Here is a 13,354-nt window from a genome sequence, read left to right as displayed (position 1 = left end):
GCATGTCCGAAATCACTCCCGATGTCGTCGAGGCCCACGGCCTCAATTCCGAGGAATACGAGCGGGTCCTGAACGCGCTCGGCCGAGAGCCCAACCTGGTTGAGCTCGGCATCTTCTCGGTCATGTGGTCCGAGCACTGCTCGTACAAGTCGAGCCGCTTCCACCTGAAGAAGCTGCCCACGAAGGCCCCCTGGGTCATCTGCGGACCCGGCGAGAACGCCGGCGTGATCGACATCGGTGATGGACAGGCCGCCATCTTCAAGATGGAAAGCCATAACCACCCCAGCTACATCGAGCCGTTCCAGGGCGCCGCTACCGGCGTCGGCGGCATCCTGCGCGACGTCTTCACCATGGGCGCCCGCCCGGTCGCCAACATGAACGCGCTGCGCTTCGGCCGCCCCGATCACCCGAAGATGAAGCATCTGGTGCAGGGCGTGGTCGAGGGCATCGGCTCCTACGGCAACTGCGTGGGCGTGCCCACCATCGGCGGCGAGACGAACTTCCACAAGGCCTACGACGGCAACATCCTGGTCAACGCCATGACCGTGGGCGTGGCCGAGACGGACAAGATCTTCTACTCGGCCGCCACGGGCCTTGGTAACCCCATCGTCTACGTCGGCTCGAAGACCGGCCGCGACGGCATCCACGGCGCCACCATGGCCTCGGCCGACTTCGACGAGAAGTCCGAGGAAAAGCGCCCGACCGTGCAGGTCGGCGATCCCTTCACCGAGAAGCTGCTGATCGAAGCCTGCCTCGAACTCATGGCCACCGACGCCATCGTCGCGATCCAGGACATGGGCGCGGCCGGCCTCACTTCCTCGTCGGTCGAAATGGCCAGCAAGGGCGGTGCCGGCATTCGCCTGAACATGAACAAGGTGCCCTGCCGCGAAGCGGCGATGACGCCTTACGAGATGATGCTCTCGGAAAGCCAGGAGCGCATGCTCATGGTGCTCCAGCCCGGCAAGGAGCCGATGGCCGAGGCGATCTTCAAGAAGTGGGAACTGGACTTCGCCGTGATCGGCGAAGTGACCGACACCGGCCACATGGTTCTCGAATTCGACGGCGAAGTGGTCTGCGACATTCCGCTCGGCCCGCTGGCCGACGACGCACCGGAATACGAGCGTCCCTACGTTTCGCCTGAGGAATACAAGGCCTGGGCCAAGGTTCCGGCCCTCGGCAACGTGGCGGAAAGCGCCGACGTGGGTGCCGACCTGCTCAAGCTGATGGGCACCGTCGACCTCGCCTCGCGCAAGTGGATCTGGGAACAGTACGACAGCCAGGTCGGCGGCGACACGATGCAGAAGTCCGGCGGCGACGCGGCCGTGGTGCGCATCCACAATACGCCCAAGGCGCTGGCGATCAGCACCGACTGCTCGCCCCGCTACTGCTATGCAGACCCCTACGAGGGCGGAAAGCAGGCCGTGGCCGAGACTTATCGCAATATCAGCGCAGTGGGCGGCCTTCCGCTCGCCATCACCAACTGCCTGAACTTCGCGAACCCGCAGCGTCCCGAAATCATGGCGCAGATCGTCGGCTGCCTGAACGGCATGGGCGACGCCTGCCGCGCGCTCGACTATCCGATCGTTTCGGGCAACGTCTCGCTCTACAACGAATCGAAGGCCACCGGCGGCGGCTCGGCCATCCTGCCGACCCCGGCCATCGGCGGCGTCGGCATCCTTGCCGACCACGAGAAGATGGCGACCGTGGCCTTCAAGAACGCCGGAGACGAGATCTTCGTGCTCGGTGGAAGCGGTTCCCACCTCGGCCAGTCGCTCTGGCTGCGTGAAATCGCCGGCCAGGAAGCGGGCGACGCGCCCAAGGTCGATCTCAAGCTGGAGGCCGAGAACGGCGCCCTCATCCGCGACTGGATCAATGCCGGCAAGGTCACCGCCGTTCATGACGTGAGCGATGGCGGCCTGCTTGTCGCCCTTGCCGAGATGGCCCTTGCCAGCGGCATCGGCTGCAATCTCGAAGTGGAACTGAACACCGCCGAAGCCTTTGGCGAAGACCAGAGCCGCTACGTCGTCACCGCGCCCGCCGGCACGGAACTTCCCGGCGCGGTTCGCATCGGCACGGTCGCTGGCACCAAGGTTGCGGGCAACGAAGTCTCCGCCCTGAGGGAAGCCAACGAAGCGTTCTTCAAGGACTGGATGGAAGCCTGACGCGCTTCCCGCCTGACGCGAATTCGAAAGGGCGCCCCCAGCGGGCGCCCTTTTTCGTTGGCGCCTTCTTCTCGTCTGTTCAGCTTCCGCCCGTAGACGACGCCAGCACATTCACGGTCAGCGCCAGGATCCCGAGGTTGAAAGCGAAGGCGAAAAGACCGTGGAAGGTCGAGATACGCCGCATGGCGGAATCGGTGATCTCGATATCGGCCGTCTGGCAGGTCATGCCGATCACGAAGGCAAAGTTCACGAAGTCCGCGAAGTCGGGCACGCAGCCGCCAGGGAAGTCGAGGCCCTTGTAATCGCCGCTTTCATGCGACGTGTAATAGAGTCGCGCATAGTGGAAGGCGTAGATCAGGTTAGCAAAGGTCCAGCAGGCCAGCAGCGTGACCACCAGCAGCGCAATCTCGCCCACGCGAAGGTTCTTGTTGTCGAGCACCAGAGTGCCCAGCGCCGCAAGGATAACGGACGTGATCAGCGCAGTCAGTAGCAGCAGTACCACTTGCCCCACGTCGTCGCGCTTGGCCTGCCGGCGCATGACGTCGGGATTGCCGTCCAGCCAGAGCGGGAGACACGATGCGACGATGGCGATGACGGCGAGATCGAACGCGGTCACGACGGCTTCGACCGGCCTCAGCCAAGACAGCAGTGGCCAGGGGGCCAGCAGGAATATCGCCAGAAACAGCAGATAGCGGGGGTGCGACAGCCGGTTCAGGAAAGCAGTTTCTCGTCCGGCCATCGCTATCGCCTTCCCCTATGCGCGGACCCATTCCTGCTCGTCGATGCCGAGCAGCCTCAGGACGCTGGTGAGATCGCCCCGATCAATCCAGCCATTGGCCGCCGCGCGCGCCTTCGGCTTGGCATGGTAGGCGATACCGTAAGTCGCCGCTTCCAGCATGGGAATATCGTTGGCCCCGTCGCCCGTGGCAAGGCTGGTGGCGTCTTCGCCCAGCGCCGCCACTTCGGCGAGCAGGGTCGCTTTCTTGACCGAGCTATCGACGATGGGGCCGGCAAGGCCACCGGTCAGCTTGCCGTCCTCTACCTCCAGCCGGTTGCCGACGACGAATTCGAAGCCGAGCTGCGCCGCTACCGGATCTGCGAAGTGATGGAAGCCGCCCGTCACCAGCACGGTACGGCACCCGAACTTCTTGAGCGTCTCCACCAGCGTGCGCGCGCCAGGCATCGGCCGGATGCGGCTGGCAAGGCATTCCTCTATGGCATCTACCGAGAGCCCCTTGAGCAGGCCCACGCGCTCGCGAAGGGCTTCCTCGAAATCGAGTTCACCCTGCATGGCGCGCTCGGTGATTTCCGCAATGCGCTCCTTGAGGCCCGCGAAATCACCCAGTTCGTCGATGCATTCCTGGCCGATCATGGTCGAATCCATGTCGGAGATGAAAAGCTTGGGAATCGTCGGCTCATGATCGCAAACGAGGCCGTCTGTCGGCGCGAAATGGTCGTCCAACGCCTTGCGCAGCGCGGCGGCATCCCCCGTCCCATCCCCATCCGGAGAGGCGATCTGCATGGTGGTTTCGCAGAAATCGAGCATCGCCGCCGATGCAAGACGCACGCCGGCCTCATGCATTTCGGCCCTGGCCGCATCGATTCTTGCCGAGAGGTGGTCCGGTTCTGCTATCAGCCGCGCAATGAGCACTGCGAATTCCCTTGAAGCTGCGTATGAAAATTCCACTAGTGGCCGCGAAAAGCCACCGCTCGCGCTCATCGCAGGGCCGACCGCCAGCGGCAAGAGCGATTGTGCCGTGGCCCTGGCGCAGGAACTGGAACGGCGCGGCCGCCGGGCCGTGATCGTCAATGCCGACAGCTCGCAGGTCTACGCCGACCTCACCGTGCTGAGCGCCCGCCCCACCGCCGAAGAGATGGGGGGTATCGACCACCGCCTGTTCGGCGCCTGGGACGGGGCACAGACCTGCTCCGCCGCCGAATGGGCGCGTGCCGCCCGCGAAACCATCAGCGCGATCCATGCAGAGGGCGCCGTGCCGGTGCTGGTCGGCGGCACCGGCCTCTATATACGCACCTTGCTGGATGGCATCGCCCCCGTCCCTGAAATCGCCCCTGAAGTGCGTGAGGCGGTGCGCGCCCTGCCCGTCGCCCAGGCCTACGCGGCGCTACAAGCGGAAGATCCCGCGCGCGCTGCGCGGCTCGCCCCGGCGGACAGCACGCGCATCGCCCGCGCGCTGGAAGTCGTGCGCTCCACCGGGCAGTCGATCGGCCATTGGCAGGCGCTGACCAGCGGCGGCATCGGCGCCGACGTCACGGTTCGAGCCGCCATCCTGCTTCCGGAACGCCAGGGCCTCTATCGTCGCTGCGACCTGCGGTTCCAGCGCATGATGGAACGCGGCGCCCTGTCCGAAGTGGAAAATCTTCTTGCCCGCGGCCTCGATCCCGACCTGCCCGTCATGCGCGCCATCGGCGTTCCGGAACTGGCCGGGGTGCTGCGCGGCGAAACCCCTCTGGAGGACGCTATTGCCCGTGGATCGCAGGCGACCCGCAACTACGCCAAGCGCCAGTTCACTTGGTTGCGCCACCAGCCTCCGCAAGATTGGGCAAGGATTGAGTTCGAATATTTCGACGAAAAAACACTGAGAGATAGATTATTTCATATTATGGGGTTGACGTAATATTTTCGTCCCCTTAGAGCCCCCTCACCCGCTGATGAAAGTATGCGGGTAGGAGAGGGAGGACCCGGCATGGCACCTGCTGTGTCGGGTCGGTTTCATTATAGTTCGCCGCAAGGCGGATTATGGTTTTTTGGTAATGCGCACTGCAAACAGCGCGCAATATTCGAAGGGCAGCCCTTCTCTCGGGAAACGCCCACGAATCGGTAAAGGAATGTGTTGTGACTGAAGAGCGCAGCGGCGCGAACATCCTGGTCGAAAGCCTGGTCAAGCAGGGGGTCGAATTCGTATTCGGCTATCCCGGCGGTGCCGTGCTACCGATCTACGATGCTCTATTCGGCGACGAGCGACTTCGGCACATCCTGGTCCGTCACGAAGCCGGCGCTGCCCATGCCGCCGAAGGTTATGCGCGGTCCACCGGCAAGCCCGGCGTGGTGCTCGTCACCTCCGGTCCCGGGGCGACCAATGCCATCACCGGCATTGCCGACGCCTTCATGGATTCGATTCCGCTGGTCGTCATCACCGGACAGGTTCCCACGGCACTGATCGGCTCCGACGCTTTCCAGGAAGCGGACACGGTCGGCATCTCGCGCCATTGCACCAAGCATAACTACTTGGTGAAAGACCCGGCCGAACTGGCGGGGATCATCGACGAGGCCTTCCAGATCGCCACCTCCGGCCGTCCCGGCCCGGTGCTGATCGACATCCCCAAGGACGTCCAGATCGCCAGCGCCGCCTGGAACGATGCGCCGGCGCAGCGCCGCCAGCGCTATTCGCCGCGCACGGAAGGCACGGCGGACGAAATCGCGCAAGCGGTCGAGATGATCGCTCGTGCCAAGGCACCGGTGTTCTACACCGGCGGCGGCGTCATCAATTCGGGCCCCCGCGCCACCGCCCTGCTGCGCGAGCTTCAGGAAAAGACCGGTGCGCCCGTCACCTCGACGCTGATGGGCCTCGGCGCCTTCCCGGCCGATCATCCGGACTGGTTGGGCATGCTGGGCATGCACGGCACGTACGAGGCCAACTTCGCGATGAACCAGGCCGACCTGATCGTCTGCGTCGGTGCCCGCTTCGACGACCGCGTGACCGGCCGCCTCGACGCTTTCGCGCCGAACTCGAAGAAGATCCACATCGACATCGACCGCGCCTCGATCAACAAGACGGTTCGCGTCGACCTGCCGATCATCGGCGACTGCGCCACCGTGCTCGACCAGATCCTGACGCTCTGGGGCAATCGCAAGGGCCAGGACATTTCCGCGTGGAAGACTCGCGTCGAGGGCTGGCGCGAGAAGAAGAGCCTCTCGTTCCCGCTCTCGGACAAGGCCATCATGCCGCAGCTCGCGGTGCAGCGCCTGTTCGAACTGACCAAGGACAAGGATCCGGTCATCTCGACCGAAGTCGGCCAGCACCAGATGTGGGCGGCACAGTATTTCCACTTCTTCGGTCCGAACAAGTGGCTGACGTCGGGCGGTCTCGGCACTATGGGCTACGGCCTGCCCGCCGCGATCGGCGCGCAGCTCGGCAACCCGGACAGCCTGGTCATCGACATTGCGGGCGACGCCTCGATCCAGATGAACATCCAGGAACTGGGCACCGCCACCCAATACCGCCTGCCGGTGAAAATCTTCATCCTCAACAACGAGTGGATGGGCATGGTTCGCCAGTGGCAGGAACTCACGTACGAAAGCCGCTTCTCGCAGTCCTATTCGGAAAGTCTGCCGGACTTCGTGAAGCTGGCTGAAGCTTACGGGTGGAAGGGCATCCGCATCGAGAACGAAAGCCAGCTCGATGCCGGCATCCAGGAAATGATCGACTACGACGGCCCCGTCATCGTCGACTGCCTGGTCGCCAAAGAATCGAACTGCTTCCCGATGATCCCGTCGGGCGCGGCACATACCGAAATGATCCTCTACGGCGACACCGTGGCCGGCACCATGGACGACGAAGCCAAGGCTCTGGTCTGAGAACGCGCGCAGGATCCGAAAGACATATCATGATGCACATCAAGCAAGAGGCCGAGGAACGCCACGTCCTCACCATCACCGTCGATAACGAGGCGGGCATTCTCGCCAAGATCGCCGGCCTGTTCACCGCGCGCGGTTACAATATCGACAGCCTTACCGTGGCCGACATCACCGAGAACCATGCGGTGAGCCGGATCACCATCGTCACCCACGGCCCGCCGAGCCAGATCGACCAGATCCACGCCCAGCTCGAACGCCTGGTGCCGGTGCACAAGGTGGTGGACCTGACCGAGGTGGGCCCCCACGTCGCGCGCGAACTGGCGCTCATCAAGGTGGCGGGCCTGGGCGAAAAGCGCGTCGAGGCGCTGCGCCTGGCGGACATCTTCCGCGCCAAGGCGGTGGACACCACCACCGGCAGCTTCATCTTCGAACTGACCGGCGCGCCGGACAAGATCGATACTTTCGTGCAGCTGATGCGCGACCTCGGCCTTGTGGAAGTGGGCCGCACCGGCATCGTCGCGATGATCCGCGGGCCGCACGAAGCTTAATAACGAATCCGTCGTCCCGGACCCGATCCGGGACCACTGGCCGGGCCCACCCACTTCTCGAAAGAAGCCCAGCCTAAAGACAGACACCGATCCCGGATCAAGCCCGGGATGACGAATAAGGAAAGACAAATGAAGGTCTATTACGACGCCGATTGCGACATCAACCTGATCACCGAGAAGAAGGTCGCGATCCTCGGCTACGGCAGCCAGGGCCACGCTCACGCGCAGAACCTGCGCGACTCGGGCGTCAAGGAAGTGGCGATCGCGCTGCGTCCGGGTTCGCCTTCCGCCAAGAAGGCCGAAGGTGCCGGCTTCAAGGTGCTCGCCAACGCCGAAGCGGCCGCATGGGCCGACGTGCTCATGATCCTCGCGCCGGACGAGCACCAGGCCGCGATCTACGCCGCCGACATCCATGAGAACCTGAAGCCCGGCGCGGCGCTGGCCTTCGCCCACGGCCTCAACGTCCACTTCGGCCTGATCGAGCCCCGCGCCGACATCGACGTGATCATGATCGCGCCCAAGGGCCCGGGCCACACCGTTCGCGGCGAATACGTGAAGGGCGGCGGCGTGCCCTGCCTCGTCGCGATCCACCAGGACGTGACCGGCAATGCGCAGGACGTGGCTCTCGCCTACGCCTCGGGCGTTGGCGGCGGCCGTTCGGGCATCATCGAGACCAACTTCCGCGAGGAATGCGAAACCGACCTATTCGGCGAGCAGGCCGTGCTCTGCGGCGGCACCACCGCGCTGGTCCAGGCCGGCTTCGAAACGCTGGTGGAAGCCGGCTACGCCCCGGAAATGGCCTACTTCGAATGCCTCCACGAGCTGAAGCTGATCGTCGACCTGATGTATGAAGGCGGTATCGCCAACATGCGCTACTCGATCTCGAACACCGCCGAATACGGCGACATCAAGACCGGCCCGCGCATCATCACCGAAGAGACCAAGAAGGAAATGAAGCGCGTGCTGGAAGACATCCAGTCGGGCCGTTTCGTGAAGGACTTCGTGCTCGACAACCGCGCCGGCCAGCCGGAACTGAAGGCTTCACGCATCGCCGCCAAGCGTCACCCGATCGAGGAAACCGGCTCGCAGCTGCGCGCCATGATGCCCTGGATCGGCGCCAACGCCCTGGTGGACAAGGCGAAGAACTGAACAAGAAACTGATTTCCCTTACGCATTTTCGCGTTTGACGGAATTGGAGGGGCGGCGCAGAAATGCGCCGCCTCTTTTCTTTTGGAGCAGACCCATGCGCGTCACGCCTATCGCTCTCATCCTTGCCGCCGCCGCTGCCCTGGCCGCTCCCGTCATCGCCCAGCCCGGCCCTGGTAGTGGTGGGGGCGGTGGCCGTGAGCGCATGGAAATGCTGCGCGGCTCGGGAACCCCGGCCGACGTCAAGGCCGGCACTTACGCCATCGAGCCTGGCCACACCCAGGTCACCTTCAGCGTCTCGCACATGGGCATCTCGCCTTTCGCCGGCACATTCTCGGGCGGTAGCGGCTCGCTGACGCTGGACCCCGGCAAGCTGTCCGCGACCAAGCTCAGCGTCACCGTTCCGGTCACTTCGGTCCAGACCACCAGCGACAAGCTCACCGAGGAACTGCGCAGCGCCGACTGGCTCGACGCAGCCAAGTTCCCCACCGCGACCTTCGTCGCCTCCTCGGTCACGCCGCGCGGACCGGATTCCGCCTCGATCGACGGCACGCTCACGCTGCACGGCGTCAGCAAGCCGGTCACGATCATGGCCCGATTCTTCGGCGCCGCGCAGAACCCGATGAGCAAGAAGGATTCGATCGGCTTCATCGGCCGCGCGCTCATCAAGCGCTCGGAATTCGGCGTGACGAAATACGTCCCGATGGTGTCCGACGAGACCGTGCTGGTCATCAACGCCGCCTTCGAAAAGCAGTAAGGCTCTCTCAGGCGCCGTTCAGGGTTCCGGCCCAAGAACGGCGCAACGACATCACGACAGGAGATCGGCATGACCAACAGATTGACCGCGCGCCTCGCGCCTGCCCTCACGCTGGTGGCGGCGATCGTCGCCCTTTCGGCCTGCTCCAGCACCGGGAACGACAACGTCGCTGAAACGCCTCCCCCGCCTTCGATGGAGCCCAGCTGCGGCGCCGAACAGCTGGCTTCCTATGTAGGCCAGCCCGCCAGCGACGAAGTGATCGCCAGGATCACCGCGTGGCGCGGTGACAAGCCGATGCGGGTGATCAAGCCTGGCATGGCCGTGACGATGGACTACCGGCCCGATCGCCTGAACGTCCAGGTCGACGATAACGGCAAGATCAAGGGCTTCAACTGCACCTGATCGCTTGATCCGGGCGCCCCTCTCCGCCAAGCGTCGTTGCTGGATCGTAACAGCTGGATCGTAGCAGGGGCCCCGGATGACAGAACAAGGCGACATCGCGCGCGAGGACAGCCTTACCCGCGTAGAGGCGTTCTCGGACGGCGTCCTGGCGATCATCATCACCATCATGGTGCTGGAACTGAAGACGCCCGTAGCCGAAGGGTTGACGGCGCTCTGGCCACTTTGGCCGATCTTCATCGCCTATGTGCTCAGCTATGCCTATGTCGCGATCTACTGGGTGAACCATCACCGCCTGCTCGGCCATGCGCGTGTGGTGACAAGCGGCTTGCTGTGGTCGAACATGCTGCTTCTGTTCACCCTGTCGCTGATCCCCTTCTCCACCGCCTACCTCGGTGAGCATCACTTCAGCCGGGAGGCGACGCTGCTCTATCTGGTGACGATGCTGACGCCCGCGCTCGCCTACGTCCTGCTGCAAGGGCGGGTGGCGGCTACGGGCACGCAGACGGTAGCCAGCCGCCGCTACCACAAGGCCTCGCACCGCAAGGGGCTTGCGGCCTCGGCCGTATATGCCCTGGGCATTCCGCTGACTTTCGCGTCGCCCTGGCTGGGGATCGCCTGCGCCGCGATTGTCGCGGTGTTCTGGATGCTGCCGTGGAGCGTGCTTGACCGGCTGTTCCTCGATCGGGTTCCCCCTGCCGGCAGCTGATCGGCAATATCCTTGCGCGCGTCGCCGCATGCCACGCAAGAACGGGGGCCCTTTTCGCTTTACATCGCAGTTCCGAATGCGCATAGGCTGCCGCAATGAACCTTCTTCTAGGCCTTACCCTGCGACTTACCCGCCCTTGGGCGTGAGGTGACGCGTCGGTCCTGCGGCGCGCTCGGCGCTCAAGGGGACCCGGAAAGACCGGCCTAAACTGGACCGGCAAGCCTTTACATCGAAGAAGTTTTTCCGAGCGAGATTACCCATGACCATGCTGCAAGACCCCTCGGTCAAGTACCGTCCCTTCCCGCAGATCGACCTGCCGAATCGCCAGTGGCCCTCGCAGGTCATCACCAAGGCGCCGCGCTGGCTCTCCACCGACTTGCGGGACGGCAACCAGGCGCTGATCGACCCGATGGGCGCGGAAAAGAAGAACCGCTTCTTCGACCTGCTGGTCAAGGTCGGCCTCAAGGAAATCGAAGTCGGTTTCCCCAGCGCGGGTGCGACCGAGTTCGACTTCATCAACGGCCTGGTCAAGGATGGCCGTATTCCGGAAGACGTGCTGGTCCAGGTGCTGACCCAGTCGCGCGAAGACCTGATCACCCGCTCTTTCGAGAGCCTGGAAGGCGTTCACGCCGCGATCGTCCACCTCTACAACGCGGTGTCACCGCTGTGGCGCAATGTCGTGTTCGGCATGGAAAAGCACGAGATCAAGGCGATCGCGACGCAAGGCGTCAAGGTCATGCGCGACCAGGCGGCGAAGTATCCGGGCACCAGGTGGCAGTTCGAATATTCGCCCGAGACGTTCTCGACCGCCGAACTCGATTTCTCGATCGAGGTCTGCGAGGCGGTGATGGACATTCTCCAGCCGACCCCGGAAAACCCGATCATCCTCAACCTGCCCGCCACGGTCGAAGCGGCGACGCCCAACGTCTATGCCGACCAGATCGAGTATTTCTGCCGCAACCTGCCGAACCGCGAATCGGCGGTGATCTCGCTGCACACCCATAACGACCGCGGCACCGGCGTCGCCGCCGCCGAGCTTGGCCTGATGGCCGGCGCCGATCGCGTCGAGGGTTGCCTGTTCGGCAATGGCGAGCGCACCGGCAACTGCTGCCTCGTTACCGTGGCGATGAACATGTACACACAGGGCGTCTCGCCCGGCCTCGACTTCTCGGACATCGACGAGGTGATCCAGACCGTCGAATACTGCAACCAGCTCAAGGTCGCGGAACGCCACCCCTACGGCGGCGAACTGGTGTTCACCGCATTTTCGGGCAGCCATCAGGACGCGATCAAGAAGGGCTTCGCGGCGCAGGAACAGCGCAACGACGAGATCTGGGCCGTGCCCTATCTGCCGATCGATCCGGCCGACCTGGGCCGCGATTACGAGGCGGTGATCCGCGTCAACTCGCAGTCCGGCAAGGGTGGGTTCGCCTGGGTGATCGAGCAGGACCAGGGCCTGAAGCTGCCCAAGCGCATGCAAGCGCATTTCTCGAAGCACGTTCAGGAACTGGCGGACGAGCTGGGCCGCGAACTCCAGGCGGCGGATATCTGGGACGTGTTCCGCAAGGCCTACCGCATCGACGATCCGCAGCATTTCCAGCTCATCGACTGGGAAGAAGCCAAGGCCGCCGACGGCACCCGCGTCTTCGCCGGCAAGATCGGCGTGGACGGCAAGGAGCAGTCGGTTTCCGGCCGGGGCAACGGGTTGATATCCTCGGTCGCCGCCACGCTGGCGGAAAGCTTCGGCGTCACCCTCGACGTGCGCGACTATGCCGAGCACTCGATGGGCAAGCACACCGATGCCCGCGCCGCTGCCTACGTGGAATGCGTGACGCCGGACGGCCGCGTGGTTTGGGGCGTCGGCATCGACGAGGACGTGGCCACGGCCAGTGTCCGCGCCGTGCTCAGCGCAGGCAATGCAGTGCGCGCCTCCTGAGAATCGTCCCAAGGCGACAAGCCCGATGAAATCGATTGAGGCGAGGGTCATTTCGGCCCTCGCCTTTTTCATGTGTGCACTGCGAACACTATGACACGACCGATCATGACGCGGGCACGGCTCATCTTGCGTACGCAAATTAACGAGGATTTTTAAGGAACCGTTTACGGACGCCGCCAATTTTCCCGGCAAATCCAATAGGAACGGGGATGCCTATGCAGTTCTACCTTGCGACGTCCTTTATCTTTCCGCGTTCTCTGCGACTGAGGTTGTTCGCCCTCTGCTTTGTCGCAACGCACCTTCCCTTGCTCGGCTATTGCGCCTGGGGGTTGTCCACCGAACGGATAGCGCTTTTCGAATTCGTGCTTTTGACGCTGGCGACCGTGATCGGCACGGCACTCGCCCTGTTCGGCATCGGCGCCTTGCTGGACCCGATCCATGCCCTCGCCGATGCTCTCAACCGCAGCGAGGAAGACGGAACCGCTCTTCCCGAGGTCGGCGACGTGATCCAGACACTCTACGCCGGCGTTCACCGCGCCGCCACGGTTACCCGCGCGCAGATGGAAGACCTCACCATCGCGGCGCTCGAAGACCCGCTGACCGGAATTCCCAACCGCCGTGGCTTTCTGGAAAAGCTGGACGCCTTGCCGAGCGACCAGCGCCGGGGTTGCGTCGCCATCGTCGACATCGACTTCTTCAAGCAGGTCAACGACAAGCTCGGCCATGACGAAGGCGACCATGTGCTCTGCGCCTTCGCGGACCGGCTCTCCTCGCAGATCCGCCGCGCCGACATGGTTGCCCGCTGGGGCGGCGAGGAGTTCGCGATCCTTTTCCATGAATGCATAGAAGACGAAGCGGACTGGACGCTTGCCCGCATCGCCGCACGTATGCGCGAAGAACCGATCGGGACGGTGGATGGCCGCCCCATCACGTTCTCGGCAGGCCTGTGCTGCTGGAACGGCGAGGATATCGAAGCCGCGCTGCATCTCGCCGACGAGGCGCTTTACGAGGCGAAGCGTTCCGGACGCGATTGCATCTGCCGCGCCCTCCCCGCAGACGCTCCGCAAACAGCCGAATAGTTATCCGCTTCGAGAGGCACG

12 protein-coding genes are annotated in these 13,354 nt (G+C 64.0%); 10 read left to right on the top strand and 2 right to left on the bottom strand.

Annotated features, from left to right (window positions below; genetic code table 11):
• Window positions 1-2: 2 nt before the first annotated feature.
• The gene (gene purL / locus ACI3K3_RS03735; protein WP_404912167.1) at window positions 3-2,162 is read left to right on the top strand and encodes a phosphoribosylformylglycinamidine synthase subunit PurL; all 2,160 of its coding nucleotides are present in this window, start codon (window positions 3-5) and stop codon (window positions 2,160-2,162) included.
• A 79-nt stretch (window positions 2,163-2,241) separates the two neighbouring features.
• On the opposite strand, the gene ACI3K3_RS03730 is transcribed toward purL, so the two are convergent.
• The gene (locus ACI3K3_RS03730; protein ID WP_404912166.1) at window positions 2,242-2,901 is read right to left on the bottom strand and encodes a DUF1345 domain-containing protein; all 660 of its coding nucleotides are present in this window, start codon (window positions 2,899-2,901) and stop codon (window positions 2,242-2,244) included.
• Window positions 2,902-2,916: 15 nt separating this feature from the next.
• Window positions 2,917-3,813, bottom strand: coding sequence for a phosphoserine phosphatase SerB (gene serB / locus ACI3K3_RS03725; protein WP_404912165.1), 897 nt, complete (start codon window positions 3,811-3,813; stop codon window positions 2,917-2,919).
• Between serB and miaA the strand changes: the two genes are divergently transcribed.
• From miaA to ACI3K3_RS03680, 9 genes are all read left to right on the top strand, one after another.
• Window positions 3,806-4,798 (top strand): tRNA (adenosine(37)-N6)-dimethylallyltransferase MiaA, encoded by a 993-nt coding sequence (gene miaA, locus ACI3K3_RS03720; protein ID WP_404912164.1) that lies wholly within the window; start codon window positions 3,806-3,808, stop codon window positions 4,796-4,798. The two genes, serB and miaA, sit on opposite strands and share 8 nt — an antisense overlap.
• 218 nt (window positions 4,799-5,016) lie before the next feature.
• Complete coding sequence (gene ilvB, locus ACI3K3_RS03715; protein WP_404912162.1) at window positions 5,017-6,759, top strand: biosynthetic-type acetolactate synthase large subunit; 1,743 nt, start codon at window positions 5,017-5,019, stop codon at window positions 6,757-6,759.
• Between the two features lie 29 nt (window positions 6,760-6,788).
• A complete protein-coding gene (ilvN, locus tag ACI3K3_RS03710) occupies window positions 6,789-7,307 on the top strand; it encodes an acetolactate synthase small subunit (protein WP_054441698.1) in 519 nt (172 codons plus the stop codon).
• Window positions 7,308-7,436: 129 nt separating this feature from the next.
• On the top strand, window positions 7,437-8,456 hold the full coding sequence (ilvC, locus tag ACI3K3_RS03705; RefSeq protein WP_404912161.1) for a ketol-acid reductoisomerase: 1,020 nt from the start codon (window positions 7,437-7,439) through the stop codon (window positions 8,454-8,456).
• Window positions 8,457-8,550: 94 nt separating this feature from the next.
• A complete protein-coding gene (locus tag ACI3K3_RS03700) occupies window positions 8,551-9,210 on the top strand; it encodes a YceI family protein (RefSeq protein WP_404912159.1) in 660 nt (219 codons plus the stop codon).
• 69 nt (window positions 9,211-9,279) lie between these two features.
• Complete coding sequence (locus ACI3K3_RS03695; RefSeq protein WP_404912158.1) at window positions 9,280-9,612, top strand: I78 family peptidase inhibitor; 333 nt, start codon at window positions 9,280-9,282, stop codon at window positions 9,610-9,612.
• A 76-nt stretch (window positions 9,613-9,688) separates the two neighbouring features.
• Complete coding sequence (locus ACI3K3_RS03690) at window positions 9,689-10,318, top strand: TMEM175 family protein (RefSeq protein WP_404912157.1); 630 nt, start codon at window positions 9,689-9,691, stop codon at window positions 10,316-10,318.
• A gap of 259 nt (window positions 10,319-10,577) precedes the next feature.
• Window positions 10,578-12,254 carry a 2-isopropylmalate synthase gene (leuA, locus tag ACI3K3_RS03685; protein WP_404912156.1) on the top strand — a complete coding sequence of 559 codons (1,677 nt, stop codon included), beginning with the start codon at window positions 10,578-10,580 and terminating at the stop codon, window positions 12,252-12,254.
• 215 nt (window positions 12,255-12,469) lie between these two features.
• A complete protein-coding gene (locus ACI3K3_RS03680) occupies window positions 12,470-13,333 on the top strand; it encodes a GGDEF domain-containing protein (RefSeq protein WP_404912368.1) in 864 nt (287 codons plus the stop codon).
• The last annotated feature ends 21 nt before the right edge of the window (window positions 13,334-13,354 follow it).

Origin of the sequence: Novosphingobium sp. ZW T3_23, assembly GCF_044987305.1 — a bacterium.
Taxonomy (GTDB): domain Bacteria; phylum Pseudomonadota; class Alphaproteobacteria; order Sphingomonadales; family Sphingomonadaceae; genus Novosphingobium.
The sequence above is the reverse complement of the archived record's forward strand: the minus strand, read 5'-3'. Positions and strand labels throughout refer to the sequence as shown.